This window comes from Dyella jejuensis (assembly GCF_044904675.1).
Lineage (GTDB): Bacteria > Pseudomonadota > Gammaproteobacteria > Xanthomonadales > Rhodanobacteraceae > Dyella_B > Dyella_B jejuensis.
In genome coordinates, this window is record NZ_JADIKJ010000004.1 from 1 (window position 1) to 25,899 (window position 25,899).

Annotated in this window: 25 protein-coding genes; 17 read left to right on the top strand and 8 right to left on the bottom strand. The window is 62.2% G+C overall.

What is annotated here, in order from left to right; all coding sequences use genetic code 11:
* The 3 genes from ISP15_RS04940 to ISP15_RS04950 form a co-directional block, all read left to right on the top strand.
* Positions 1-1,428: RHS repeat-associated core domain-containing protein (locus tag ISP15_RS04940; RefSeq protein WP_404545723.1), on the top strand; the 1,428-nt coding region annotated here is incomplete at its 5' end.
* A complete protein-coding gene (locus ISP15_RS04945; RefSeq protein ID WP_404545725.1) occupies positions 1,421-1,795 on the top strand; it encodes a hypothetical protein in 375 nt (124 codons plus the stop codon). The genes ISP15_RS04940 and ISP15_RS04945, both read left to right, overlap by 8 nt.
* A gap of 106 nt (positions 1,796-1,901) precedes the next feature.
* Positions 1,902-2,141, top strand: coding sequence for a DUF6959 family protein (locus ISP15_RS04950; RefSeq protein WP_404545727.1), 240 nt, complete (start codon positions 1,902-1,904; stop codon positions 2,139-2,141).
* A 235-nt stretch (positions 2,142-2,376) separates the two neighbouring features.
* Here the strand turns inward: ISP15_RS04950 and ISP15_RS04955 are convergent, their stop codons facing one another.
* From ISP15_RS04955 to ISP15_RS04965, 3 genes are all read right to left on the bottom strand, one after another.
* A complete protein-coding gene (locus tag ISP15_RS04955; RefSeq protein WP_404545728.1) occupies positions 2,377-3,249 on the bottom strand; it encodes an RES family NAD+ phosphorylase in 873 nt (290 codons plus the stop codon).
* Positions 3,250-3,351: 102 nt separating this feature from the next.
* Entirely contained in the window at positions 3,352-3,765 is a 414-nt protein-coding gene (locus tag ISP15_RS04960; RefSeq protein WP_404545729.1) for a hypothetical protein, read from the bottom strand.
* A gap of 677 nt (positions 3,766-4,442) precedes the next feature.
* Entirely contained in the window at positions 4,443-5,006 is a 564-nt protein-coding gene (locus ISP15_RS04965; protein WP_404545731.1) for a GNAT family N-acetyltransferase, read from the bottom strand.
* 245 nt (positions 5,007-5,251) lie between these two features.
* Here ISP15_RS04965 and ISP15_RS04970 point away from each other — a divergent pair, with 245 nt between their 5' ends.
* From ISP15_RS04970 to ISP15_RS04985, 4 genes are all read left to right on the top strand, one after another.
* Positions 5,252-6,850, top strand: coding sequence for a tetratricopeptide repeat-containing sulfotransferase family protein (locus ISP15_RS04970; RefSeq protein ID WP_404545732.1), 1,599 nt, complete (start codon positions 5,252-5,254; stop codon positions 6,848-6,850).
* Between the two features lie 94 nt (positions 6,851-6,944).
* Positions 6,945-8,492 (top strand): amino acid permease, encoded by a 1,548-nt coding sequence (locus ISP15_RS04975; protein ID WP_404545734.1) that lies wholly within the window; start codon positions 6,945-6,947, stop codon positions 8,490-8,492.
* Between the two features lie 157 nt (positions 8,493-8,649).
* A complete protein-coding gene (locus ISP15_RS04980; RefSeq protein WP_404545736.1) occupies positions 8,650-10,584 on the top strand; it encodes a M61 family metallopeptidase in 1,935 nt (644 codons plus the stop codon).
* 566 nt (positions 10,585-11,150) lie between these two features.
* On the top strand, positions 11,151-12,098 hold the full coding sequence (locus ISP15_RS04985; RefSeq protein ID WP_404545738.1) for an HDOD domain-containing protein: 948 nt from the start codon (positions 11,151-11,153) through the stop codon (positions 12,096-12,098).
* A gap of 454 nt (positions 12,099-12,552) precedes the next feature.
* Here the strand turns inward: ISP15_RS04985 and ISP15_RS04990 are convergent, their stop codons facing one another.
* The 5 genes from ISP15_RS04990 to ISP15_RS05010 all read right to left on the bottom strand — a co-directional run bounded on the left by ISP15_RS04990 (position 12,553) and on the right by ISP15_RS05010 (position 16,905).
* Complete coding sequence (locus ISP15_RS04990; protein ID WP_404545739.1) at positions 12,553-13,836, bottom strand: EAL and HDOD domain-containing protein; 1,284 nt, start codon at positions 13,834-13,836, stop codon at positions 12,553-12,555.
* 72 nt (positions 13,837-13,908) lie between these two features.
* Positions 13,909-14,355, bottom strand: a complete 447-nt coding sequence (locus tag ISP15_RS04995) for a flagella synthesis protein FlgN (protein WP_404545741.1) — start codon at positions 14,353-14,355, stop codon at positions 13,909-13,911.
* Positions 14,356-14,363: 8 nt separating this feature from the next.
* Complete coding sequence (gene flgM / locus ISP15_RS05000; RefSeq protein WP_404545743.1) at positions 14,364-14,675, bottom strand: flagellar biosynthesis anti-sigma factor FlgM; 312 nt, start codon at positions 14,673-14,675, stop codon at positions 14,364-14,366.
* Positions 14,676-14,779: 104 nt separating this feature from the next.
* Complete coding sequence (gene flgA, locus ISP15_RS05005; protein WP_404545744.1) at positions 14,780-15,463, bottom strand: flagellar basal body P-ring formation chaperone FlgA; 684 nt, start codon at positions 15,461-15,463, stop codon at positions 14,780-14,782.
* Positions 15,464-15,594: 131 nt separating this feature from the next.
* A complete protein-coding gene (locus ISP15_RS05010; protein ID WP_404545746.1) occupies positions 15,595-16,905 on the bottom strand; it encodes a methyl-accepting chemotaxis protein in 1,311 nt (436 codons plus the stop codon).
* A 185-nt stretch (positions 16,906-17,090) separates the two neighbouring features.
* Between ISP15_RS05010 and ISP15_RS05015 the strand changes: the two genes are divergently transcribed.
* From ISP15_RS05015 to flgJ, 10 genes are all read left to right on the top strand, one after another.
* Positions 17,091-18,023: a chemotaxis protein gene (locus ISP15_RS05015; protein WP_404545748.1), complete on the top strand. Its 933-nt coding sequence runs from the start codon at positions 17,091-17,093 to the stop codon at positions 18,021-18,023.
* 260 nt (positions 18,024-18,283) lie between these two features.
* Positions 18,284-18,688, top strand: coding sequence for a flagellar basal body rod protein FlgB (flgB, locus tag ISP15_RS05020; RefSeq protein WP_404545750.1), 405 nt, complete (start codon positions 18,284-18,286; stop codon positions 18,686-18,688).
* Positions 18,688-19,119, top strand: a complete 432-nt coding sequence (flgC, locus tag ISP15_RS05025; protein ID WP_404545751.1) for a flagellar basal body rod protein FlgC — start codon at positions 18,688-18,690, stop codon at positions 19,117-19,119. The genes flgB and flgC overlap by 1 nt, the downstream gene beginning before the upstream one ends.
* Before the next feature lie 16 nt (positions 19,120-19,135).
* Positions 19,136-19,822, top strand: a complete 687-nt coding sequence (locus ISP15_RS05030; RefSeq protein ID WP_404545752.1) for a flagellar hook assembly protein FlgD — start codon at positions 19,136-19,138, stop codon at positions 19,820-19,822.
* Between the two features lie 46 nt (positions 19,823-19,868).
* Positions 19,869-21,095 (top strand): flagellar hook protein FlgE, encoded by a 1,227-nt coding sequence (gene flgE / locus ISP15_RS05035; RefSeq protein WP_404545754.1) that lies wholly within the window; start codon positions 19,869-19,871, stop codon positions 21,093-21,095.
* A 22-nt stretch (positions 21,096-21,117) separates the two neighbouring features.
* Positions 21,118-21,858, top strand: a complete 741-nt coding sequence (flgF, locus tag ISP15_RS05040; protein WP_404545756.1) for a flagellar basal-body rod protein FlgF — start codon at positions 21,118-21,120, stop codon at positions 21,856-21,858.
* Between the two features lie 216 nt (positions 21,859-22,074).
* Positions 22,075-22,860 (top strand): flagellar basal-body rod protein FlgG, encoded by a 786-nt coding sequence (gene flgG, locus ISP15_RS05045; RefSeq protein ID WP_404545758.1) that lies wholly within the window; start codon positions 22,075-22,077, stop codon positions 22,858-22,860.
* 11 nt (positions 22,861-22,871) lie between these two features.
* The gene (flgH, locus tag ISP15_RS05050) at positions 22,872-23,570 is read left to right on the top strand and encodes a flagellar basal body L-ring protein FlgH (RefSeq protein WP_404545760.1); all 699 of its coding nucleotides are present in this window, start codon (positions 22,872-22,874) and stop codon (positions 23,568-23,570) included.
* A gap of 79 nt (positions 23,571-23,649) precedes the next feature.
* Complete coding sequence (locus tag ISP15_RS05055) at positions 23,650-24,834, top strand: flagellar basal body P-ring protein FlgI (protein WP_404545762.1); 1,185 nt, start codon at positions 23,650-23,652, stop codon at positions 24,832-24,834.
* Positions 24,835-24,894: 60 nt separating this feature from the next.
* A complete protein-coding gene (flgJ, locus tag ISP15_RS05060; RefSeq protein ID WP_404545764.1) occupies positions 24,895-25,845 on the top strand; it encodes a flagellar assembly peptidoglycan hydrolase FlgJ in 951 nt (316 codons plus the stop codon).
* Positions 25,846-25,899 lie beyond the last annotated feature (54 nt).

A 25,899-nucleotide genomic window follows, 5' to 3' on the forward strand; every position in this document is an offset into this window, starting at 1 on the left:
GATGCGAACTACCGGCTCACCGACCTGACCAGTCCGGCGTTCACCCTGCACGTGGCAAGGGATGCGATGGGGGATATCACGGCGATTGGCAATGCACCCGGTGCGAGTCCGGCTACCGAGACCTATGCCTACGATCCGCTGTATCGGCTGACCCAAGTCAGCGAGGCCGATGGAAGCATTTTAGCAAGTGTCGCCTACGACCAGGCGGGCGACCGGCTCAGCAAGTCCGGCAGTGGCCTCGCCACGGGAACATACGACCACAGTATGGGTACGCACCTCTTAATCGCGACGGGTAACGCTGCTCGTAGCGTAGATGCCAATGGCAACATGACGGCCATGGCCCAGAGTGGGAGCGCCTACGGCTTTGGGTATAACGATCGCAACCGGATGACGATTGCGCAGTTGGCTGGCAGTACGGTGGGAAGTTACACGTATAACGCCCTGGATCAACGTATACAAAAAGTAGCTAATGGCACGACCGAGCGTTACGACTACAACGAAACGCATCAGATGCTGGGTGAGTACGGAGCGACCAACAGAGATTACATCTGGATGGACGGCCTTCCGGTCGCTAATGTCGATAGGTCCGGAACAATCAGCAGCATTGTCTACGTAACGGCCGATCAGTTTGGCACGCCACGGGCCATCGCAGACAGCAATGGCAATGCGATCTGGCAGTTTGCGTATGCCGGAAATCCGTGGGGGGAGACGCAACCGACTTCGAATGGCTACGTCGATAACTTCCGTCTTCCCGGGCAGTACTACGATCAAGAAACGGGATTGGCCAATTACGGTCCGCGTACTTACGGCGCTGATATCGGTGGCTTCAATCAGCCGGACCCGACCGGGCAGCGCGGTGGATATAACCTTTACGTCTATGCCAGCGATAACCCGCTTCACTTCGTAGACGCGCTCGGCCTGCAACAGACGGATGAGCTGGACCCAAAGACAAGCGAAGCGCTCAATACGCCCGAGACCAATGCAGAAGTTAAAGCTCTCGATGAAAGTCAAGCCGAAGCGGCGCGTGCGCAAGACGCGAAACCATTTCTTTCGAGGAGGCCTGCATCTGAGTTTGGGGAGTTTGGTCAATGTTCGGCAGTCAAGCCGACGACTGCCCAGGTTGGTCCGCAAAAAGGACCAAATTTTATCGTAACTCCCTCGGGCACTGTGTACCCTGTTCCCGAGGGGGCTGTCGGACCAACTCCCACTGATAATGGCCGAGGTATGCAATTTCAGGGCGGGAGTGGTGGTGGCGGCCTTAATCCAAGGACCTCGGGTTTTAGATATATGGAGCCAGTTACGTCTGGCCCATACCAATATCCAAATGGTTATGGCTCATACAATAATATCTCCGGACAGGCCGTAAACCCTTATACTGGTCAAACAATCGCTCCATCAAATCCGATGTGGCATATACCTAATGGGTAGTAATGTGCAAGAAAAAAAGAAAACATTGCTGCAGGAATTGATCGAGCTGCATGAGTTAGCGTTTGTAACTATTATGCGCGGCTATCTGCAGCTTAACTTTGATGGTCCATATCTCAATGTCTATACAATGCCTGAGATTGGTGAGGATGGTGCTTCAATTAAATTAACCGATATGGGCTACTACGATCGTCTTTGCAGATTGGTGGGAAAAAAAGTTATCTCCGCCAAGGAATTTCCTGGGATTTGTTTGATATTGGCTTTTGAGGGAGATGTTTTTTTACGTATCTCCCTTAAGCCAGAGGATCGTCAGTGCGCTGAAGCAGTCATGTTGCAAGGTGAAAATGGTAAGCAGTGGATGGTTTGGTGACAAGGGTCATATTCGCGAAGGTGGAGAAATTAGGTCTGATTGGGTGCTTCATCGACCAAATTAATCCTGGCGCGCTATATGTCCAGTTTGCTCCTAGGCCTAAATAATGAACAAGATTGAAGTAGAGCTTTTTTCCGACCAAGGGGATGGCGCGATACTGCGGCTGCCCGAGAGAAAATTTTCGGGTCTGCTTCTACAGGAAGATTCTTTAAGAAATTTGGCGGAAATGGCTGAGCGAGTGCATATGCTTTCAAATAACGGGAGCGATGAGCTTAAAGAGGAGGCCGCCTTGCTGGCAGAGTCGCTTCGTGATTTATGTTCCTGGTATGAATCTTTCGCCGAGTGATATAAGTAGTGCGATCGCCATCCAATTAAATTCAGGCTTTACCTATATCGGGATGGATATGAGTCGTATAACAACGCAAATGATCAGGTGATAAACCCATATGCTGGTAGTCCAAATATCTCCAGGACGGATCCTTTTTGGCACATAGTTCCGGAAGGGATATCATTGATGTCGGACCATCCGCTACTCTCAAATCAAGAGTTCTTGACGCTCTTCCCAAGGAGCCAATGGATCGTTAGCTATTCGCAGGGCGCTGACTCGGGCGCAGTAATTCCCAACCGCATAGAGCATCGGCAGTATTCATATCCAGTCGACTGTGCGTAACTTCCGGCGGCGGTGGATCAGAGAGCGCCACGTAAGAGCTATCACTGGCTAGCTTGTGTGGAAACACTGCGATACAGGAGCCGCTGCCCTTTGTTGACGGGTAGCGGATGGCCTCAAAGCCAGCATCGAGGATCAGGCTGGCGAGTATTTGGCTGGGGGCAGGAAGGCCAAATTGAACGGGCATGACACGCCAGTTTCTGACCAGTGTCTCGCTGCGCAAACGCTTTACCGTGCGGATCATGAACACGCCGCTGGCTGGAATTTTGAGCCGGCGTTGGATTTTATGGGCTTCACTCGGCAACTTCATCTTGTTGAGAACCACACACAGCGCGTCGAGGGCGCCGGGTTGATCAAGATCAAAAACCTGTTCTAGGTGACCGTCCAAATAGGTGGCAGAAAAGCTGGAAGTTAGCGCTAATTCTTCGGGTGAAAGCCCATTGACGCGCTCATCTCCACTGAGCTGGAATTTTTCACGAAAGGCCGTTTCGAAGTCTTCGCCGATGTACAGCGCCGGCCATGGCGCGCGCATGGCTTTATCTACATCGCGCCCGATGTTGAATCGTCCACCGTAGTCGGTCAGACTGCCGGCCGCTGACAAGGGGCTGAGTGAGTAGCGATACGTGACAACGCGCGCCCAACGCTTGAAGGATAAGGATGCTGGCGCGACGGATTGCAGCGCTTCCATCATCTCGCCGTACAAGCGCTGTCGCTGGGGCTCGACACCGAAATACAGCAGGTCATTGAGTTCGTCGAGGTCGCCCGATAATCGACGCCACTGATTCAAGTTCTCGGTCGAGAAGCGATCCAGTTCAAGCAGACTGGGACGTGATTCATCGGCCGATACGGTTGGCCGAATAGGTGGCTGTTGCTTCCTTGCCCTGGGCACTCAGCGTGTTCCGTGCGGACTGGTCGTCGCTGGTGCCATCCGTTCCGCCATGGCATTAAGGATGAACTTGCGTAAGCGATCGAATCGACCCAGGCGAACCATGTCCCTGGGGGATATATCGCCTAGCAACGGATTTTTTGCTTTGAACCACAGCGCTGTTTTTACCGCATCACCATCGAAGGCTTGCGCAACGAGATTGCACGTCATGGCGATTTCTTCAAGACGGTCTCGCACGGCGACGGGAATGGCATCGTCATAGCGCACGGACTTCGGCGAAACAGCAGCCACGCGAGAGACGTCCGTTTTTTTAAGGTCCAGCCACTCGGACACTCGTTGCGGCTGAAACTGTGGGCCAAGCCCAAAGCCGAGAACGTCTTTGTCCGGTATGTTGCTGAATAGACTGACTGCGGTCATGGCTACGGCCTCTCGGGTCATGCAGTGTACCACCCCATCCGCCCGGATGGGCACTTTTCAACCGCGTTTCAACCATATTCAAACCACGTTTTAACCACGGCGTCAATGAGGTCGAAATGGCTGTGCGACGGGGACTTGGAGGGGTATATGAGGGCAGCCATCGTGAAAAGGAGGTCACGCAGAGGGTGTGCCGGATTACTTTGGAAGCCCATGGCGCCCCGGCGTCGGCGCTTCTTGAAAGGGAGGCCCCTATTAGGGAGCGCCCTGCGTCATAGTTATCGACAACTATCTTGCAATTGGCGCTTGGGACAATGGCTTACCTGGCGATCCTGGGGCCTGGCCTCTTTGGCACAAAGCTATTGAAGGCAAGCTTGTCGGGTCGCCTAATGATGAAAATCACTAACTGGTTACTGGTCTTGGTGACGCTGGGGACATCCTTGTCGTGTCCGCATTAATGGTATCGCCACAGCAATGCACTCGCGAACAGGCTATTCAAGCAGAGGGAAGTGATCCGAGTTTTCCCCGTTCTATCACCGCGACAAGCATTGCGACGCTTCTTTTTGCGCAGCCATGGAAAGGCGCTTTGCTGATCTCGATGTTGAAAACAAGCAGTGAGCGTTGATGGCCGCATTACACCTCATCCGTGTGTAAAACTGGCCTTGGCAAAGTTGCCACCCTCAAAACTTCGGATCACGGCTTACATGCTCACTGGCCAAAAGGCCGAATATGAACAAGTCGTCAAAGCCGTTATCCGAATAGCAAGCCTCGCGAAGCCGACCTTCGAGCACAAAGCCAGCGCGCGCTGCAACGTGCTGGCTCGGTATATTGCTGGCATGGCATCGCAATTCGACGCGATTGAAACGCAGGTCTTCAAACGCATGGTTCAATAGCTGCGCCAAGGCGCGGCTGACGAGGCCGCGCCCCTGGTAGCGGACATCAATGAAATAGCCCACTGCCGCTTTGCGGTTGTTGGCTTCGATATGGTTTAGCCGGATTCCGCCACAGAGGATGCCGTCCTGGTACAGATGCCAGTCGATTAGCGATCCCTCCGCTATCTGGCGTTCGACCAGATCGAAATGCGCTTGCGCCCGATCCATGGTGATGACTTCGGCAAGCGGTGGTAGATAACGACCGATAGGTTTTATGTTGCGCCGAACCAGTTCGATGAGTGATGGCGCATCGCTTCGTGATGCTGGTTTGGCTTCCAGGCCATTGCCGAGTTCGAAATGCTTCGTCTGCACGCGCGCGATCTCGTCGGCGATAAAGCAGTCAAGTCTAGACTATCGGGGAGTCAAGGCGTTTAGATGGAGGCCCTTGTAGGGCGCTCAGTTGTGCGTGGCGGGGGCTTGGTGTCCCGTCGTAAAGATAAGCGGGTCTACCTTGCCATGTTCTACGCCGGCGCGCGCTCCAGCGGCCGCACACGGCCTACCGTGATAGCCCATCCAAACCTACGTAGACTTGCCTCCATGCCCTTCCAGAGACTCCCATGAACGTTGACTCCCACGCCGCGTCGTCGATCCAGACTTTGCTGGGCGAAGCCGCGCTCGCCTATCAGCAAGGTGATTTTGCGCGTGCTGGCGAGCTTGCGTTGCAGGCAACACGCATGGAGCCGGGTAATGCCGAGGCGCACTACCTCACCGGCCTGGCGTGTCTGGATACCCAGCAGGTGAATCGCGCGCTGGAGCACTTGAACCGGGCGCTTTCGCTTAATCCCAAGAGTGCCGAGTACGCGACGCATTTTGGGCGGGCTTTGGCGCAGGCCCAGCGCTATAGCGAGGCGCTGCAGGTGGCCAATATCGCGTATGCGTTGCCGCCGGCCAGTCCGCTCACGCTGGACGTGCTGGGCTCGGTCTATATGCAATGCAATGCGCACGAGCGCGCGCACGTGTTGTTCCGGCGTGCGGTGGCGTTGGCGCCGGATAACGCGATCTGCCGCTTCAATGCCGCGGTCACGGATACCTTTACCGGCGATTTCGCCGGGGCCGAGCGGCAGTTCGACGCCTGCCTCGCGCGCCAGCCGGATTATTGGCGGGCCTATGGGCTTCGTTCGCGCTTGCGGACGCAAACGGCGGACCGCAACCACGTCGATGCCTTGCAGGCGTTGCTGGTGGCGAACGCGGGCGACGCCGAGGCGCAGATCCATCTGCACAGCGCGCTCGGCAAGGAATACGAAGATCTCGGTGACTACGCCAAGGCGTTTGAACATCTGAGCCTGGGCAAGGCAGCGGCGCGGCGGCGCGTGTCTTACCGGCCGGAGCAGGACAGTGCCATGGTCGATGCGTTGATCAAGGCGTTTCCCGCCGAGATCTCCACCGGGACCGGCTACGGCAGCGATGAGCCGATCTTCATCGTAGGCATGCCGCGTTCGGGTACGACCTTGGTCGAGCGCATTCTCTCCAGCCATCCGGAGGTCTATGCCGCTGGGGAATTGATGAACTTTGGCGCGCAAGTGGAGCGCCTGGCTCCGGCTGATGTTCCGGCGCGGCTGGATCCGGCCTTGATCGCGCAATGCCATCGGCTGGATTGGCAGCGGCTGGGACTGCGCTATGTGGACAGCACGCGCCCGCAAACAGCGGTCAAGCCGCGTTTCATCGACAAGCTCCCGCATAATTTTCTGTATCTGGGGCTGATCGCCAAGGCGCTGCCCAAGGCCAAGCTCATTTGCCTGCGGCGTCATCCGCTGGATACGTGCCTGAGCAATTTCCGCGAAGCGTTTGCGGAGAATTCTTCTTTCCATGGCTACAGTTTCGACCTGCTCGACATTGGCCGTTTCTACGTCCAGTTCGATCGCATGATGGCGCATTGGAACAAGGTCATGCCGGGCCGGGTGCTGCAAGTGGATTACGAAAGCCTGATCGCCGACCAGGCATCCGCCACGCGCACGCTGCTCGCCCACTGCGAACTGGCCTGGCACGATGCCTGCCTGCACTTCGAACGGAACACGTCGGCCGTTGCGACGGCCAGCACGGCGCAAGTGCGAGAACCGATCCATCGCCGGGCCGTTGGCCGCTGGGAACGCTACCGGCCTTGGCTCGGTCCGCTGGAGCAACTGCTGAATCAGGCTGGGATCAAGACGAATACGTAAGCGCTATCTGTCCCTGCGCGTAAGGGCGATCGGCCTGGCGTGGTTCGGCCGCACTTTCGCTATGATCGCCGCTTTGCACGATGGAGAGCCGCCGATGAATGTCCTGGGCAGGATGCTGCGCCACAAGTCCGTGGAGCAATTGCAAGCGGAGGCGGGCCGGCTTGGCGATTTCCGGCGCGTGCTTGGCTTGTGGCAACTCACCGCCATCGGCATCGGCGGCATTATCGGGGTGGGCATCTTCGTGCTGGCCGGGCAGCAGGCGGCGATGAACGCGGGGCCGGCGGTGGCGCTGAGCTTCATCATCGCGGGCCTCGGCAGCGCGTGCGCCGCGCTGTGCTATGCGGAATTCGCCGGGCTGATCCCGGTGACCGGCAGCGCCTACACCTACGGTTACGCGGTGCTGGGCGAATTCGTGGCCTGGATCATCGGCTGGGACCTGTTGCTGGAATACGCGCTGGTGGTCGCGGTGGTGGCGATCGGCTGGTCCGGTTATGTGCAGGTACTGCTCGCCTCGGTCGGCCTGCACTTGCCGGAATGGGCGCAGCAGAGCATGAGCACGCAGACCATGGAGTATTACCTGCAGCGCCTGTTCGGCTTGCACGGCACGCAGGCCATTGCCGGTCCCAGCGACGGCCACCGTTTCAATCTCATCGCCGCGGCGATTTCGCTGCTGGTGGCCGCGTTGCTCACCATGCGCACCGAATGGGGCGCGCGCTTCAATACGCTGGTGGTGACGATCAAGGTGATTGGCGTGCTGCTGGTGGTGGGGGTGGGCGTGTTCTACGTGCATACCGCGAACTGGCAGCCGTTCATTCCGGCGCGCGTGGTCGATGCGCAGGGCGTGGGCCATTTCGGCTGGGCCGGCGTACTGACTGGCGCCAGCGTGGTGTTCTTCGCGGTATTCGGCTACGACACGCTGACCACGGCCGCCGAGGAAGCGAAGCATCCGCAGCGCGATCTGCCGCGCGCGGTGTTGCTGTCGCTGGCAGTGGCGATGGTGCTGTATATCGCGGTGTCGCTGGTGCTGACCGGCATCACCCCTTACAGCCATCTGGGTGGCGATGCATCGGTGTCGGATGCGTTCGAATCGATCGGCCTGCACTGGCTGAGCGTGACCATCGCGGCGGCGGCGGTGATCGGCGTGACCAGCGTGCTGTTCGCCTTCATGCTGGGCGCGGCACGCATCTGGTTTGCGCTGGCGCGCGACGGGTTGCTGCCAGCGTGGTTCGCGCGCATTTCCCCGCGTTTCGGCACGCCGGCGCGGCCGACAGTGATCCTGGGTGTGTTCACCGCGCTGGTATCGGGCTTGCTGCCGATCGGCGAGGTGGCCGAGCTGGTGAACATCGGCACGCTTAGCGCCTTCATCATTATTTGCAGCGCGGTGCTGGTGCTGCGCGTGCGCAAGCCGCAGGTGCCGCGCAGTTTCCGCGCGCCGGCGCTGGGCTTCGTGGCGCCGCTGGGCGTGCTGTTTTCGCTGCTGCTGATTTTTGGCGTGCCGTGGCCGGAGGCCGAGGGCTGGCAGCGCATCGGCGGCCTGCCGTGGATCACCTTCGAGCGTTTCATCCTCTGGATGGCGCTGGGCTGCGTGATCTATTTCGGATACGGCATCCGGCATAGCCGTCTGGAGCATCCGCCGTCGTAATGGCGTGAAACATCTCGCGGCAGCAATCATGACCTCTGGCAGGGGAGTGACGGTGGGGCCTTGGCTCTACCATGCGTCGGTCACCGCCTGATCGGCGGTCATCGTCACCCAGCCGTATTTGCGGGCAGCCGCGCACGGCACCTGCCGGAGTTATCGAGTGAAGTCCCATTCCCTGCGTTTCAGCGTGCTCGCCGCCGCCGTGCTGGCGGCCTGTTGCTTCTCGGCCGGCGCGGCCGCGCAAACCGAAACCGCCGCCGGTGCGCCGGCGCCCGCCGATCAGCCGTATGCGGGCACGCTGACGGTTGACGTGGATCTCACCGACGCGGGCAAGCGCATCTTCCGTTCGCACGAAACCATTCCGGTCAAGCCCGGCGCGTTCACGCTGTTCTATCCGAAGTGGATTCCCGGCGAGCATGCGCCGTCCGGCCCGGTGCAGAACGTTTCCGGTTTGATCATCCGCGCCAACGGCAAGCAACTGCCATGGCGGCGCGATCTGCGCGACATGTTCGCGATCCACCTCGATGTGCCGCAGGGCGTGAGCCAGCTCGACCTGCAATTTGAATTCCTGTCGCCGGGCGATGGCGAAGGCAGCAACTTCGGCGCCAGCGCTTCCGCCTCGCCGGACCTGGTCGACATGGAGTTCAACCAGGTGGCGTTCTATCCGGCCGGCTATTACACGCGGCAGATCCAGATCCAGCCGACCGTGCAGTTGCCGCAGGGCTGGAAATTCGGTACGGCGATGGAGGTGGCCAGCCAGTCCGGCAATACCATCCACTTCAAGCCGCTGAGCTTCAACAATTTCGTCGATTCGCCGCTGATCGCTGGTGCGTATGTCAATCGCGTCGATCTCGCGCCGGGCGAAAGCGTGCCGGTGCACCTCAATGTGGTGGGCGATTCGGCCAAGGATGTGACGCTCACCGACAAGCAACTCCAGCAGCAGCGCAACGTAGTCAAGCAGACCAACCTGCTGTTCGGTGCGCACCACTACAACCACTACGATTTCCTGCTGACGCTGTCCGATCACACCGGCCACTTCGGCCTGGAGCATCATCAATCCAGCGACGATCGCCTGCCGGCCGATTTCTTTACCGACGACGACATGCACCTGGTTGCGGCCAGCCTGATGCCGCACGAATTCGTGCATTCGTGGAACGGCAAATTCCGCCGTCCGGCGGATTTGTGGACGCCCAACTTCAACGTGCCCATGCAGGACGACCTGCTGTGGGTGTATGAGGGCCTTACCGATTATTGGTGCGGCATCCTCACCGCGCGCGCCGGTTTGTGGACGCCGGAGCAGTACCGCGATTCGATCGCCAACATCGCCGGCGAGATGACCTACCGCACCGGCCGCGCGTGGCGCTCGCTGCAGGACACCGCCGACGCCGCGCCGCTTACCTATTACGGCTCGCAGAGCTGGATCAACTGGATCCGCGATACGGACTTCTATCCGGAAGGCCAGCTATTGTGGCTGGACGTCGATACCAAGATCCGCGACCTCAGCGGCGGCAAGCGCTCGCTGGATGATTTTGCGCACGCTTTCTATGGCATGGACAACGGCAGCTACGTCACCAAGACCTACAGCTTCGACGACGTCGTCCGCACGCTCAACCAGGTACAGCCGTTCGATTGGGCCACGTTCCTGCATGATCGCCTGGATTACACCGGTCCGACATTGCCCGAGCACGGCATCGAGCGCGGCGGCTGGAAGCTGGTATTCAACGACACGCCCAATGCCGAGGAAAAAGCCTACGAGAACCTGCGCCACGGCGCCAACCTCGCCTATTCGATGGGCCTGGTCGTCAACCAGAGCGGCCACATCAGTGACGTGCAATGGAATGGCCCGTCGTTCCAGGCCGGCCTGGTGCCGGGCCTGACCATCGTCGCCGTCAACGGCCGCGACTTCTCCACCGACGCATTGAAGGACGCGGTCACCGCCGCCAAGACGTCGCAGGCGCCGATCGAACTGCTGGTGAAGAACGTCGACGTGTACAGCACGGTGAAAGTGGATTACCACGGCGGTTTGCGCTATCCGCACTTGGTTCGCGCTGATGGCAAGGACCTGATCGGGGCGATCGTCGCGCCGCGGAAGTAGGCGACGGGCTGACATTCCAATCCGCGCCGCGGATAGTGACCATCACCCTCTCCCCTTCGGGAGAGGGTCGGGGTGAGGGGTGGCTCTTGCGATGGAGAAAACCGGAGCGAGTTTTTGCTGTGGTCCTGGCGCAAGATTGTCCCCTCATCCCGGCCTTCTCCCCGGAGGGGAGAAGGGGTAAAGGCGGCGCCCGTTTCTGCATCAAGTTTCCGTCCTCGACGACCAATCCGCGCTGCGGATAGTGACCATCGCCCTCTCCCCTTCGGGAGAGGGTCGGGTGAGGGGCGGCTCTTGCGATGGAGAAAACCGAAGCGAGTTTTTGCTGTGGTCCTGGCGCAAGATTGTCCCCTCATCCCGGCCTTCTCCCCGGAGGGGAGAAGGGGTAAAGGCGGCGCCCGTTTCTGCATCAAGCTCCAGCCCTCGACGCCGATATATCACCTTATGAAGAGGGATGAAGCGGCGCGTCGGGGACAACCATGAGTGGATTCTGGAAACGGCTGTTTGTGCGCGAGGTGCCAGCGCAGCGTCCGCGTCTTGGCATAGTCCTGCCGTGGCCGGAGCCAAGTGTGCCCCAGGAACAAGCGGTGGCGCTGAGCAGTGCCGATATCCAGGATTGGTTCTACCGCCTCGTGCTTGGCATGCCCGGTTCCGACGTCACTGACCTGCGGCCGCCCGAGCAGGTGATGCTCAAGCGGCTCGACGAGTTGTGCGGTGGCGATCGTTTCGACATCACCAGCCTGCCGCGCCTGCCGGAAGTGCTGCCGCAGTTGTTGCGCCTGCTCAAGAGCGAAAATTCCGACGGCACCAAAGTCTCCAAGCTGATTGGCCGCGATCCGGTGCTGGTGGGCGAGGTGATGCGCGTCAGCCGCAGTGCGCATTACCGCACCGCCCGGCCGATTTCGAGCCTGCAGCATGCGGTGGTGTTGCTCGGCTACGATGGCCTGCGCCAGATGGTGGCGCAGCATGTGATGAAGCCGATCCTGCAGGCGAGCGCGGGCATGCTCGGTCACGCCGCCGGCCAGCGCCTGTGGGACCACGCGGAACGCTGCGCGCATGCCAGCATGTATCTGGCCAAAGGGCATGGCGATCCGTTCGAGGCGTACCTCGCCGGCGTCGTCTGCAACGCCGGCGTGGGCGCGATGATCCGCGTGCTGGACCAGGAAGCACCGCCGACGCTGGGCGTATTCAGCCGTGCATTTTTGAACGGTTATGTCGGCATGGCCCATCACCTCTCGCTGCGCGCGGCGCGACATTGGGAATTGCCGCCGAACGTGATCGAAGCTTTGCGCGAGCGGCTGGAAATCCGCGCGCGCCCGGTGACCACCGAACTGGGAAACGCAGTGCTTGCCGCCGACCACCTGGCGATGATCCAGATGTTGGCCGAGAACCATGTGATCGACCGCGGCACTCCGCCGGCGCCAAGCCGCGTGGATCGTTTGCCCGACGTGCTGGTGGAAAGAGCGCAGCAGGAGTTGCGGCGGGTGTTCCGGCAATCGGAAGGCTATGTCGGTTGAGTGGAAGGATGCCGGCGCGCGTTGCTGGCAGCACTTCCTTCAGGGATGAGGAGCAAAGCAGAACGGGACATTCGACCGTTTCCCTCTTTTCTTCCTGAAGAGACTGGTCATGATTTGACTGGACACACTCTTGTGCGCCGGACGTTTCGGCCTGAGTGTTTCATCGCACAGCCGCACAGTGACGCAAGCTTGGCCCCTCACCCCGGCCCTCTCCCCGAAGGGGAGAGGGTGACGGTCAAGCCGAGGCACGCTGCAACAACGCTGCATGAGCACATGCTTTGCTCCCTCTCCCCTTCGGGGAGAGGGCTGGGGTGAGGGGCCAAGGCTTGCCTGACATTCCTGCGCGCCGGGTGGTGCGGCTTGAATGTTTCATCGCGCAGTCATGCGGCGATGCAAGGTTGGCCCCCCGCCCCGACCCTCTTTCCGAAGGGGAGGGGAACAGACCGGATTTACCTCAGCTCGTGCGCTGCTCGGCAAACGAATACACCTGGTCGGCCCATTGCGTCGCCGCGTAATAGGCGCCGGCCATCTTGCGGATGTTCTGCGGCTGCATTTGCGCTGCCTGCAGTTCGCCCGCTTCCCATGCGTAGATCTGGCTGAGCAGCGGCGCGAACGGTCCGCGATCCTCCACCAATGCATCGCGGATTTCCGGGGCGAGCGGCAAATGGCTCAACACGAATTCCATCGGCGCGCACAGCAGCGTGTCCAGCAGCGACAGCAGGCCGGCCATGAACGCCATCTCCTGCTGTTCGGCGGGCATGCCGTGCGCGAGTTTTTCGCACATATGCGCGCGGATCAGCGCGGTGCGCAGCAATTCTGGCGGACGATCATCCATGCTGCTGAGCGACATGGTATGGATCCAGTTGCGCATGCGCGCAACGCCGAAGAAGATCGCCGCCTGCTGGATGGATTTGAGCTGGCGCGGCAATGAGAAATAAGCGGAGTTGACGCAGCCGAGCAGCTTGTAGCTGAGTACGGCATCGTCGCGGATGATTTCACCCAGTTCCACGGGACCGGCGCTGCTTTCCTGCAAGGCGCCCATCAGGCGCAGCAGGCTGAGGCGGTTGGGCGTCAGCACCGGCACTTCGATCTGTTGCGGCACGAGCAGGTAGCGGCCCTGGATCGCCTGGAACGGCAGGCTCTTGCAGCGCCCGTAGGTGATGTGGTCGTCGACGTTGCCGGCGATGACGCTCAGCCCGCGTTCGTACAGTCGCTTGCAGCGTTCGGCCAGCGTCTCGTCGTCGAGCGCCTTGGCATCGATGCGTACATAGCGCGCCAACCGCAGCAAGGGTTCCAGCGCACCGAAGGAGTCGCTTGCGTCCGGATCGGCGTCGCCCAGGTCGAGCAGCAGCGGGCAGTTGCGCAATGCGAGTTGTTGCAGGCGTTGCAGCACGGCGGCATCGCGCACATGGATCGGATGCACGATCACGCCCAGGCGCGGCACGTGCGCAAGAATGTCGGTTTGTTCCAGCAGCAACTGGCGCGGCAAGCGCATGAACGCGCGATTGCCGCGTACCAGCCGGGTAATCGCCCCATCGGTAATGCCGGAGAGAATACTTCCGGCCAGCGTGGTGTCGGCGTCGGTGCCCGCGCCCTGGCGGTAGAACACGAGCTCGTAGGCGAACAGCTCTTCCTCGCGATCCAGCATCGGGCTGCGCACCACCGGCAGCAGCATGTCGCTGAGTGGGGAGGCGTCGTTACTCGCCGCCTTGGCTGGAATCGCTGTACTCGTCGTCATGGCATCGATACCGGGTAGGGGTGAGCGACTACGTGTTTTTTTCTCCCGCCGGGGACGGGGGAGTCTTGCAAATCAGGCTTGCGCCAGCGGTACCGAGCGCGTGTTTCCCTGGAACGCGCCGCTCTGGCTGTACGTGCCGGCTTGCGCATCGTTGCCGGTGAGCACCGACAGCGCGCGCCGCACTTGCGTCAGGCGCTGTCCCACCAGGGCGCCGTTGTGCTGGTTCTTGTCGCGACAGGTGGCGAGCGAGGTAAGCAGCGCGCGCCACATCGGTTCGACCTGCTGCGCCGCGTCGGCGGAAAGGCTGCTCAGGTGCAGGCGCTCCACGTCGAGTTGCTCGAGCCTGCGCATCAGCATCTGCTTGGCCTCGCCGGCGCGGTTGAGCGCCTTGGCGTCGGCGCAGTTGAGCGCGTCGCGCTCCTCGTCCAGGATCGCGATCAGCTGCGCGGTAGTCGCGCTCATCTCATCCAGGACGGTGCGCAAGGTGGCACCGAGTTCGGCCTGCAGGTTCGGGCTCATGGCATGGGTTACTTCGTGCCGCTGATCTGGCTTTCCATCGAGACGAGGCTATTGGCGATGGCGTTCGGGTCGACCTTGTAGGTGCCTTCGGACAGCGACTTCCTGATCTGCTCGACCTTGGCCGTATCGACCGGGCTGTCGGTGCTGCTGGCCTGTTGCAGCGCGCGGGCCGAATCGGTCAGCTTTACGCTGTCGCTCGAGACAGCTACCGACGCGGTGGTGCCGGACGCGGTCGCCGACGAGGTGCTGGTGCTGGTGTCCGTATTGCTGTTCGCAAGGGGAATCTGCGGCAAGCCGTTGGACGAAATAGTGGTGTTCATGGCGTTGGGATTCTCTCGTTCGATGAGCCCTGCAAAGGGGTATCGGCATCCCCCGGGAAAACTTTAAGCCTGCCGAGCACCTCAGTATGTCCGGTCGTGACGCCTCAGGGCAGTGCCTGCACCTGCCCTGCGCCGACCACGACCCCGTCGATGATCCGCCCGGAATTGCCATTGCGTACCCGCAGCCGCGTGCCGGTGTCGCCGCCGTCCAGCGCCATGCCGGAGGTGCGCACCTGGATACCGTCCAACTGGGCGATCAACTGCACTTGTTCGCCGGCTTGTACCGTCTGGCGCCCGTTTAGCTGGCCCGGCTCCAGCACCACCCCGGCGATCAGCGGCCGGGCCAGCGAATGGCCCAGGATCTGGTCGAGGCTGTCTATGTAGCCATAGCCCAGCCGGGCCACGTCGCGTTCCTCGGTGTGCACGTCGGCGGGGCCGATGTTGTCGCCGCGCGCCAGCGGCCGGCTGGTCACCAGCACCTGGCGGAAAACCTGCATCTGCACGGGCACCTCGATCGTCCAGCCCGGCGTACCGGCGCAGCTGACCGCGACGGCCACGCGCGAGGGCGTGCCCTCGCGCAGCGGCAAGCGCGTCTGCAGCGGATGCGTGCAGGCGGCGAGGTGCCAGCGCGGATTCAGTCGCGTCGGCACGATCACCACCCGGCTGCCGGCCGTGCCGTATTGCGCACGCACCGCCTGTTCGGCGGCCGCGCGCAGGTCGGTGGATGTCGTGGTATTGGCCGTGCCGGCCAGCGTGGGGCCGGCGATGCCCAGCAGGGCAAGCAGCATCAGGCCCCTGCGGGCGAGTACCGGAGCGCCAGCGACGCGGCGCTGGCGTGAAGCGCTGCGATCCCGTGCCGGCCTGCCGCTGCGGACAGCGCCGAGGTTATGCGTCGCATCGGCATGGGCTCGGCAAGGCGTCATGACTGGCCGTCGGAAAGGATCGTCGCCAACTGGCTGTTAATGGTCTCGCGTTCGCTTTCCAGCTTGCCGGACAACTGCGCGGCTTGTTCGAACTGGCCGTTGCCGAGCAGTTCGAGGAAGGCTTCGCCCTGCTCGCGCAGGCGCGCGGCCGATTGATGCAGGCTCGCGCTGGAAGGGTGATGGCCGTGGCGGGAGGTAAGGCGCTCCAGGCTGCGCCGGAGTACGTCGGTATCGAACCAGCGACGATCGAGCGAAGTCGGTTCTTGCAAGGCCAGTTCCATGCTTTGGCGCAGGCCGGTGACCGATTCGCGCACGGTCAGGCTGAGGCTGGCGGTGTCGCTGCCGCTTTCGCCTTCCAGCCAGCTCAGGCACAGGCGATGGGCCAGCGCGGCCGCGCGGCCGAGCGCTTCGCCATGGCGGCGCGCTTCATACGCGCGACGTTGCAGGGCGCCCAGCGTGGCCTTCATGGTGGTGGCGCGCACTTGCGCCGCGTCTTGCGTTTCGCGCAAGGCGCGCAGCCGTTCCACCGTGCCCTGCAAGGCCGTGCCGCCCTGTTGCAGCGAGCGTTCGGTTTCGCCAACGCCGCCCTGCGCGCGCTCCAGGCGCTGCAGGCTGAGCTGCACATTGCCGTTCATCTGCAACGAAAATTCGCCGATCGAGCTGGTCACGCTCTCGATTTCCGCGGTGGCTTGCGTGGTTTTTTCCGCCAGCTGCTTCACTTCGTCGGCGACGACCGCGAAGCCGCGGCCGGCATCGCCCGCGCGCGCCGCTTCGATCGCGGCGTTCAGTGCGACGAGATTGGTCTGGTGCGCAATGTCCTGCACGCTGGTGGTCAATGCGCGGATCTGCGCCACCTGTTCGGTGAGCAGGCTCTGGCTCTGGTTCATGGCCGACAGCGCACTGCGCAGCAGGCGCAGCTGGCCGTTCATTTCGCTCACGCTGGCCGCGCTTTGCTCGCCGGCCTTCGAAGCCTGGTCGATACCGCCCTGCGCTTGCTGCAGCAGTGTCGACATCCCGGCGCTGTGGTCCGTCAACTGGCCGACACTGTCGCGGCCTTCGCCGATCGATTGTTCCAGTGCGGACTGCTCGCGGTGCAGTGTCTGCGAATGGGCCAGCACCAGTCCCTGCTGTTCCAGCGATTGCAGGGCCACCGCCGCCGGCGCACGCGGCGCCAGCCGGGCGAACAGCGGCGCGAGCAACCCCGCTGCCGCCGGGTGTTTGCGGCACAACGTCGCCAGCTCCGCGTCGTTTCCGGCGAGGGCGGCTTGGACCAGGGCGGCCACGTGCTGGCTGCGGATCAGACTCATAGATAAAGCCATTCCATTCATGGGTTCCCTAACATCGGCGGGAAACGCTGGAAGTTGAGGAAGCAAGGGGTATGCCACGACCGCATCGGCAGCGCGGGAGCGCGTGTCCGCTCAAGCTCGCGGCGGGCGGGTCGATAACCACCCACCAAGCCCTCACGAAAGCCGATGACGCACGAGGAACAAGCATGAGCGGTGCAGCCCTGCTGGACAGCGTGGAGAACCACACCCGGCTGGCCGGTCACAACCGCGTGGCGATGTTGCTGTTTCGCCTGGGCGACACGCAGCTGTTTGGCCTGAACGTGTTCAAGGTGCGCGAGGTATTGCGCAAGCCGCCGCTGGAAAAATTGCCAGGCATGCATGAACTGCTGGCAGGCAGCTTCGATTATCGCGGCAAGACCATTCCGGTGATCGACCTCGCCGCGGCGCTAGGCTATCCGCCGCTCGAAGGCGTCGATACGGCACACTTGCTGGTTACCGAATTCAGCCGCTCGATGCAGGGTTTCCTGGTGGCGGATTTCCAGCGCATCGTGCATTGCCGTGGCGAGTCGCTCGAAGCGCCGTCCAGCACACTCGGCTTCGGTGGCCGGGTCAGCGCGGTGAGCCGGATCGACGGCCAGTTGATGGCGGTGGTCGATGTGGAGCACGTGCTGGCCAGCATCGACGGCGCGCCGGCCGAGATCTCCCACCGCATCCAGCAGCAGGCCGAACAGCGGCATGTGAACTCGCGCCGCGTCATGGTGGTGGACGATTCGAGCGTGGCGCGCCAGCGCATCGTCAATCTGCTGGGGCAGATGGGCATTGAATGCCTGATCGCGCAGGACGGCCAGGAGGCGCTCGATCTGCTCCAGCGCCTGGCCGCCGGCGACGAGGAACAGGTTGCGCTGGTGCTTTCGGATATCGAGATGCCGTGCCTGGATGGCTATGCGTTGACGCGCGCCATCCGCGATACGCCAGGGCTGCGCGGCTTGAAAGTGTTGCTGCACAGTTCGCTCAGCGGTGTCTTCAACGAGACGCTGGTGCGCGATGTCGGCGCGGATCGTTTCATCGCCAAGTTCCAGCCGGAGCTGCTCGCCAAGACCGTGCTGGAACTGATGACCGGGGAGACGTCAACAAATTGACAGCGCCACATTTCCATGCACGAAAAGGGTGCCTTCATTAAGGTGCGCCAAAATTTCGCACGCTCTTGGGGGATGGCCGTGATGGCCGGACACCAGTCGGAAATCCGTCCCGCCGCGCCGATATAACGTCACCGCTCCGCGTCGCGCCGGGGCCGATACCCGCAAAATGGCCGTCCCATGCGGCTTGCGCCATGCCGCGTGCGCGTGGCATGCAACTTGCTCGATGACCTGCAAGCAGTGATCGCTGCGGGGAATCCGTCATGAGCAATACTCTGGACAACGTCTTCGGTTTGAGCAGCCAGGCCCTGGGTCTGTGGCAGCGCCGTTCCGAAGTGCTCGCCTCCAATATCGCCAATGCCGACACGCCGAACTACCAGGCGCGCGACATCGATTTTCACCAGGCGTTGCAACAAGCCAGCGGCGAATCACAGACCCTGGCGTTGAGCACGCCCAGCGCCGGCCAGCTCGATCCGGCCACGCAGTCGACCGACTCGCTGAAATACCGCGTGCCGCTGCAACCGAGCATGGACGGCAACACCGTCGATACGCAGGTGGAGCAAGCCTCGTTCGCCAGCAACATGGTGCATTACCAGGCCAGCCTCAGCTTCATCAATAGCGCGATCCAGAGCCTGCGCCTGGCCATCAACGGCGGAGGACAAAGCTGATGTCGCTGATGAAGATCTTCGATACCGCCGGCTCCGGCATGGCCGCCGAATCGCTGCGGCTCAACACCGTCGCCAGCAACCTGGCCAACGCCGACAGCGTCAGCAACAGCCCCGATTCGGCTTACAAGGCGAAAGAGCTGCTGTTCGCGCCCACCCAGGAAAGCGATGCCGCATTCGGTGCGCAGGGCGAAGGCGAAGGCAATGCCGGCGTGCGCATGGTGGGCGTGACCGAAAGCCAGCAACCGGTCGAAACCCATTACGAACCCGGCAATCCGATGGCCGACGCGAACGGTTACGTGTACGGCAGCAACGTCAATCCGATCGATGAACTGGTGAACATGATTTCCGCGTCCCGTTCGTACCAGAACAATGTCGAAGTGATGAATACCACCAAGCAGCTGATGATCAAGACCATCGATCTGGGCAGCTGATCCAAGGAATCATTCCATGTCCGCCGTCATTGGCAGTACCAGCAGTTATTCGACCTCAGGCCTGAGCCTCACCGGCAGCACGGTGACCAACACGCCGACCGGCTCGACCATGACCCAGTCCGACTTTTTGCAACTGCTGACCACGCAGTTGCAGGACCAGGATCCAACGCAGCCGATGGACAACTCGCAGATGGCGTCCGAGCTGGCGCAGTTCGCGACGTTGTCCTCGACTCAGGATATCGACACCAACCTGCAGACCTTGAGCAGCAATCTAAGCACAGGCATGCAGACCTCGCAGGTGCTCAGCGCCTCCAACCTGGTCGGCAAGCAGGTGCTGGTGCCGTCCAGCACGCTCGATTACAGCGGCAGTGCCGCCACCGGCGGCGTGAATGTCACCACGGCCGGCGACGTGGTGGTCACCATCAAGGACAGCAACGGCAACACCGTCAACACCATCGACCTGGGCACGCAGCAAACCGGGCTGGCGCCGTTCAGCTGGAACGGTACCGACAGCAACGGCAACACGGTGGCCAACGGCACCTACAGCATCTCGGCCAACAGCGGCGGCAGCAGCACGGCGATGACCACGTATGCGTCCGGCTCGGTCACCGGCGTTGGCTACGGCGGCACCACCACCGGTACCTATTTGCAAGTGGCAGGCATCGGCGGCGTGCCGCTGAGCCAGGTTGCGCAGATCAACTGACGACGGCAGGCAACGTCCACCGTCATAGCATTCAGAGGAATACAGCATGGCTCTCAATCAGGCGCTTAGTGGCATCAACGCGGCCCAGGCCGATCTCAACGTTATCTCCAACAACATCGCCAACGCGGGTACGGTCGGCTTCAAGGGCTCGGCTGCGCAATTCGCCGAGGTCTATGCCGTGACCGGTCTCAACCTCAGTTCCGTGGCGGTCGGCAGCGGCGCCAATCTGACCGACGTGCAGCAGCAGTTCGCGCAAGGCGATCTGGAAACCACCAATGGCAGCCTGGACATGGCGATCAGCGGCAATGGTTTCTTCATCGTCAATAGCGGCAGCGGCGACCAATACACTCGCGACGGTTCGTTCCACGAAGACGCGAACGGCAACGTGGTCACCGCTTCGGGCGCCAACCTGCAGGTGTATCCGCCCAATGCCGCCGGCGGCTTCAACACCAGCACGCTCACCAACCTGCAGTTGAATACCGCGCAGAGTGCGGCCACGCCGACCAGCACCATATCCATCAGCTCCAATCTTCCGGCCGGCGCGTCGCTGCCGGTCGACACGACGTTCAGCCCCACCGACACCAACAGCTACAACAATGCCTCGTCCCTGACCGTTTACGACTCGCAGGGCGGTTCGCACTCGGCCACGGTGTATTACGTCAAGACCGGCAACAACACCTGGAACGCCAATCTTTATATCGACGGCAACAGCGCCGGCACCGCCGCGCTGACCTTCAATAGCGCCGGCGCGCTGACCTCGCCGGCCAACGGCAATCTCAGCTTCACGCCGACGCAGCCGACCAATGGCGCCACCTTGCCGACACCGATGACGGTGAACGTGAGCAACACCACCCAGTTTGGCACCGCGTATGCGCCGGGCACGATCAACCAGAACGGCTACGAGGCCGGCGTGCTGGAGAACGTGGAAATCGGCACCGACGGCACCGTCACGGCGGTCTACTCCAACAACCAGACCACCCAGCTCGGCCAGATCGCGGTCGCCAACTTCGCCAACCTGCAAGGTTTGCAGCAAGTCGGCAACAACAACTGGGTGGCGACGCAGGCGTCCGGCACCGCGGTGCTGGGTTCGGCGAGCACGGGCCAGTATGGCGATATCGAACAAGGCCAGCTGGAAACGTCCAACACCTCCGATACCACCGCGCAGCTGGTCGACATGATCCAGGCACAGCAGAACTACCAGGCGAACTCGCAGATGCTCGGCACCGTGAGCTCGCTGGACCAGGCGCTGTTCCAGGCGGTTGACCGCAGCTAAGCAACGCCATCAGGACTGACCCATGGATCGTTCCGTCTACATCGCGATGACCGGCGCCACGCAGACCATGCGTGCGCAGGATGCCGTCAGCCACAACCTGGCCAACGCATCCACCGTCGGCTTCAAGAGCGAGCTCAGCGCGTTCCAAAGCGTGCCGGTGCTCGGCGCGGGCGCCAACACGCGCATCAATGCCGTGGCGCAGGGCGAAGGGCAGGACGATACGCAAGGTTCGATCCAGCATACCGGCCGCTCGCTCGATGTCGCGGTGAACGGACCGGGCTGGATCGCCGTGCAGGCCGCCGACGGCAGCGAGGCGTACACGCGCGCCGGCAACCTGCAGCTGGATGCCGACGGCAATCTGACTGACAGCCGTGGCAATCCGGTGATGGGCGCGGGCGGTCCGATCACCATTCCCGACAGCTCGCAAATCAGCATCGGCAAGGACGGCACCATTTCCACCGTGCCGATGGGGCAGGGGCCCGACACCATCGCGGCAGTGGGCCAGCTCAAATTGGTCAATCCCGATCCGACCCAGATGGCGGAAGGATCGGATGGCCTGATGCATATGAACGACGGCAGCACCGCCGATGCCGATCCCACGGTCACGGTGACCTCCGGCGCGCTGGAAGCCAGCAACGTCAATCCATCGTCGGAGCTGGTGAAAATGATTTCGCTCTCGCGTCAATACGAAATGCAGGTGCGTTCGATCAAGACCGCCGAAGACGACGCGGACGACAGCAGCAAGCTGTTGCAGACGAGCTGAGAGATAGAGCCATGACCCGTTCTCTTGCAGCACGCACGACGCCCTCTCCCCTCCGGGGAGAGGGCTGGGGTGAGGGGACAACCTCGCCACGGCACTCACGCGAAGCAGCTTTTGAAGAAGGCCATTCGCCAGCGCAGCCCTTCACCTCGCTCCTCTTCCCAGTGGGAAGCGGAGGAAAAGCGCCAACGCTTCGCTTCACTCATTCGGAATAAGCCCATGTTCTCGTCACTCTGGATCGCCAAGACCGGCCTTGATGCGCAACAGACGCAGATGGACGTGATCTCCAACAACCTGGCCAACGCCAGCACTACCGGCTTCAAGGCCTCGCGTGCGTCGTTCCAGGACCTCATGTACCAGAACGAAGGCCAGCCCGGCAGCCAGACCACCGAGCAGACCGAGGCGCCGTCGGGCCTGTTGCTCGGCACCGGCGTGAAAGTCGTCGGCAGCGAAAAATTGTTCACCCAGGGCGCGGTCACGCAGACCGGCAATTCGCTGGACGTGGCGATCCAGGGCAACGGCTTCATCCAGGTCAGCCTGCCCGATGGCACCGTTGCCTACACGCGCGACGGTTCGCTGCACGAAGATTCCACCGGCCAGCTGGTGACCGCCGACGGTTATCCGCTGGTGCCGTCGATCACGCTGCCGGCCAACATCAACAGCGTGACCATCGGCACCGATGGCACGGTGAGCGCCACCAGCAACGGTTCCACCACGCCCACGCAGATCGGCGTGATGCAGCTGGCCAACTTCGTCAATCCCGCCGGCCTCGAACCGATGGGACAGAACCTTTATCTGGAAACCGAATCCAGCGGCACGGCCCAGACCGGGCAACCGAGCATCAACGGCATGGGATCGCTCGCGCAAGGCTCGCTGGAATCGTCCAACACCAACGTGGTGGCGGAGATGGTCAACATGATCGAGGCGCAACGCACCTACGAGATGAATTCCAAGTCGATCAGTGCCGTGGACGACATGTTGCAGTTCGTCATCAACAAGACCTGAGTACCGCCGTCATGTCGTATCCCTCCGTGTATGCACGCCTGGTTTCCGCTTCGCTGCTGGTGGCGGCGCTCGCCGGTTGCGCCGGCATGCAGCAGCGCCAGAAGCAGGAAGACGCCGAATGGGCCGCCACCGCGCCGGTGGAGAAAACCGCGCCGCCGCCGGCCGACGGTTCGATCTACCACGACATGCAGAACCTGGAGCTGTTCAACGATCCGCGCGCGCATCGCATCGGCGACATCCTGACCATCAACCTGGTCGAGGCGATGCAGGCGAGCAAGAAATCGGAAACCACTACCGCCAAGACCGACAAGGTGAATGTCGGCGCGCCGGAAATCCTCGGCCATTCGTTGAGCGTGGGCGGCGGCGCCGCGGCCAATTCCGCGCTCAATACGGCCAACAGCTTCGATGGTTCGGGCAGCAGCACGCAGAGCAACCAGCTCACCGGCGAGTTCACCGTCACGGTGGCGCAGCGCCTTTCCAACGGCAACCTGATGGTGCGCGGCGAGAAGTGGCTGACCATCAACCAGGGCCAGGAACTGATCCGTCTGTCCGGCATCGTGCGTCCGGAAGATATCGAGCAGGACAACTCCGTCGATTCCACCCGCGTGGCCGACGCGCGCATTACCTACACCGGCCGCGGCACGCTGGACCAGGCCAATACGCAGGGCTGGCTGGCGAAGTTCTTCAATTCCAAGTGGATGCCGTTCTGACGCTCTTCTCCCTCTCCCCTGGGGAGAGGGTTGGGGTGAGGGGACAACCTCGCGAAAGAACCCAACCTGACATACACACATGAACATCAACATCCGCAACCCTAGTGGGCATTCTGGCAAGGGCAGCCCCTCACCCCAGCGCTCTCCCCGCAGGGGAGGGGGAGTAGCTCTCGTTGCAGTGCTGATCGCGCTACTGGTTTTCACTCCCTCCGCCCACGCCGACAAGATCCGCGACCTGGTGCAAGTCGCCGGCGTGCGCAGCAATCAGCTGGTCGGTTACGGCCTGGTGGTGGGCCTGGACGGCACCGGCGACCAGACCACGCAGGCGCCGTTCACCACGCAGAGCCTGGAGAACATGCTCAAGCAGTTCGGCGTGTCGATTCCGGCTACCGGGATCCAGCCGCAGTTGAAAGACGTGGCGGCGGTGACGATCACCGCCGAGCTGCCGCCGTTCGCCAAGCCGGGCCAGAGCATCGACGTGACGGTGGCCTCGATCGGCAATGCCAAGAGCATCCGCGGCGGCGAGCTGCTGATGACGCCGTTGCGTGGCGCGGACGGCAATGTCTATGCGGTAGCGCAGGGCAGCGTGGTCGTCGGCGGCGTCAGTGCGTCGGGCCGCAGCGGTTCCAGCGTGCAGATCAATATCTCGGCCAGCGGCCGCATTCCCAACGGCGCTTCGGTTGAACGGACGGTGCCCAACTCGTTCGAGCGTGGCGGCGACCTGGTACTGAACTTGAATACCGCCGACTACGTCACCGCCAACCGCGTGGTCGAGGCCATCAATCATCTCTACGGCGCGGGCACCGCGCATGCGCTCGACGGCGGCTCCATTGCCGTGCGCGGGCCGGTCGATCCCGGCGAAAAAGTGGCCTGGCTCGGCGCGATCGAATCGCTCGACGTCACGCCCGGCGATGCGCCGGCGCGCGTGATCGTCAATTCGCGCACCGGCACGGTCGTGATCGGCTCGGACGTGCGCGTGAGCGCGGCGGCGGTGGCGCACGGCTCGATCCAGGTCACCATCACCGAACAGCCGCAGGTCAGCCAGCCAGGAGCGTTTAGCAACGGGCAGACCGTGGTGGTTCCCAACAGTTCGGTATCGATCAACCAGCAAGGCGGGCATATGTTCAAGTTCGGGCCCGGCGTGAGCCTGGATTCCATCGTGCGCGCGGTGAACCAGGTCGGCGCTACGCCCACCGACCTGATCTCCATCCTCGAAGCGCTCAAGCAGGCCGGCGCCTTGCATGCGGACCTGGTGGTGATATGAGCGCCTGCTTGCAGCCCATGCGCCGCCCGCGCTGCGCCGACTCCGCCAGCAGGCCCGGCCATGGCTGATCTGGGCAACGCCGCGGCGCAAAGCTTGAGTACCTGGACCGACCTGTCCGGGTTCAGTGCCTTGCGTCATCAGGCTGAGACCGATAGCGGCGCCACGCTGCCGGCGGTAGCCAGGCAGTTTGAGTCGATGTTCACCGAAATGCTGCTGAAGTCGATGCGTGATGCGAACTTCGGCGACCCGCTGTTCGAAAGCCAGGCGGGCGACGAGTGGCAAGACATGTACGACCAGCAGTTGTCGCTCAACCTGTCGCAACACGGCAAGGGCCTGGGTATCGCGGACATGCTGGTGCGCCAGCTGGGTGGCCACGAAAACCACGGCGATAAATCAGGACAGGTCGATCCGGCGGCGACAGGGCTCGTCGACGACTGGAAACAACGCTTGTATCAAGTGGCTGACGCTACCCGTTCGGCCGGCCGCGCCGCCATGGCATGGCTGCCGGACGATGCCGAAGCGTTCGTGCGTGAACTCGCGCCGCAGGCCAGCATCGTGGCGAAGGAACTGGGCCTGTCGCTGCGCACCGTGCTGGCGCAGGCTGCGCTGGAAACGCAATGGGGCAAGCATATGCCCACGCATCCGGACGGCAGCAGCAGCTTCAACCTGTTCGGCATCAAGGCCGGCGGCAGCTGGGGCGGTTCGCGCGTGAACGTACCCACGGTGGAATACGAAGGCGGCATCGCGGTACGCAAGCAGGCGCAATTCCGTTCCTACAAATCCATCGCCGATTCGCTGGCCGACTACGCCGACCTGATCGGCAAGGATCCGCGCTACACGCAAGCGCGCGGCCACGGCGACGATGTGCTCGGCTATGCCCGCGCGCTGATCGAAGGCGGTTACGCCACCGATCCGGACTACGCGGGCAAAGTGGCAGCCATTGCCAACAGTTCCATGATGCGCAACGCGCTGAGCGCGCTCAAGAACGCCGACCCGGTGCCGACACCATGAGAGAAAACGCTGCTCGCCTGCATAAGGCAACGCTGCCTTCCCCGGACGCGGGGA

Excerpts from the sequence above, each read along its gene's own strand:
- ISP15_RS04945 (WP_404545725.1), top strand. The coding sequence starts at position 1,421 with ATGGGTAGTAATGTGCAAGAAAAAAAGAAAACATTGCTGCAGGAATTG.
- ISP15_RS04950 (WP_404545727.1), top strand. The coding sequence starts at position 1,902 with ATGAACAAGATTGAAGTAGAGCTTTTTTCCGACCAAGGGGATGGCGCG.
- ISP15_RS04960 (WP_404545729.1), bottom strand. The coding sequence starts at position 3,765 with ATGACCGCAGTCAGTCTATTCAGCAACATACCGGACAAAGACGTTCTC.
- ISP15_RS04970 (WP_404545732.1), top strand. The coding sequence starts at position 5,252 with ATGAACGTTGACTCCCACGCCGCGTCGTCGATCCAGACTTTGCTGGGC.
- ISP15_RS04975 (WP_404545734.1), top strand. The coding sequence starts at position 6,945 with ATGAATGTCCTGGGCAGGATGCTGCGCCACAAGTCCGTGGAGCAATTG.
- ISP15_RS04990 (WP_404545739.1), bottom strand. The coding sequence starts at position 13,836 with ATGACGACGAGTACAGCGATTCCAGCCAAGGCGGCGAGTAACGACGCC.
- ISP15_RS04995 (WP_404545741.1), bottom strand. The coding sequence starts at position 14,355 with ATGAGCCCGAACCTGCAGGCCGAACTCGGTGCCACCTTGCGCACCGTC.
- flgM (WP_404545743.1), bottom strand. The coding sequence starts at position 14,675 with ATGAACACCACTATTTCGTCCAACGGCTTGCCGCAGATTCCCCTTGCG.
- flgA (WP_404545744.1), bottom strand. The coding sequence starts at position 15,463 with ATGCTGCTTGCCCTGCTGGGCATCGCCGGCCCCACGCTGGCCGGCACG.
- ISP15_RS05010 (WP_404545746.1), bottom strand. The coding sequence starts at position 16,905 with ATGAGTCTGATCCGCAGCCAGCACGTGGCCGCCCTGGTCCAAGCCGCC.
- ISP15_RS05015 (WP_404545748.1), top strand. The coding sequence starts at position 17,091 with ATGAGCGGTGCAGCCCTGCTGGACAGCGTGGAGAACCACACCCGGCTG.
- flgB (WP_404545750.1), top strand. The coding sequence starts at position 18,284 with ATGAGCAATACTCTGGACAACGTCTTCGGTTTGAGCAGCCAGGCCCTG.
- flgC (WP_404545751.1), top strand. The coding sequence starts at position 18,688 with ATGTCGCTGATGAAGATCTTCGATACCGCCGGCTCCGGCATGGCCGCC.
- ISP15_RS05030 (WP_404545752.1), top strand. The coding sequence starts at position 19,136 with ATGTCCGCCGTCATTGGCAGTACCAGCAGTTATTCGACCTCAGGCCTG.
- flgE (WP_404545754.1), top strand. The coding sequence starts at position 19,869 with ATGGCTCTCAATCAGGCGCTTAGTGGCATCAACGCGGCCCAGGCCGAT.
- flgF (WP_404545756.1), top strand. The coding sequence starts at position 21,118 with ATGGATCGTTCCGTCTACATCGCGATGACCGGCGCCACGCAGACCATG.
- flgG (WP_404545758.1), top strand. The coding sequence starts at position 22,075 with ATGTTCTCGTCACTCTGGATCGCCAAGACCGGCCTTGATGCGCAACAG.
- flgH (WP_404545760.1), top strand. The coding sequence starts at position 22,872 with ATGTCGTATCCCTCCGTGTATGCACGCCTGGTTTCCGCTTCGCTGCTG.
- ISP15_RS05055 (WP_404545762.1), top strand. The coding sequence starts at position 23,650 with ATGAACATCAACATCCGCAACCCTAGTGGGCATTCTGGCAAGGGCAGC.
- flgJ (WP_404545764.1), top strand. The coding sequence starts at position 24,895 with ATGGCTGATCTGGGCAACGCCGCGGCGCAAAGCTTGAGTACCTGGACC.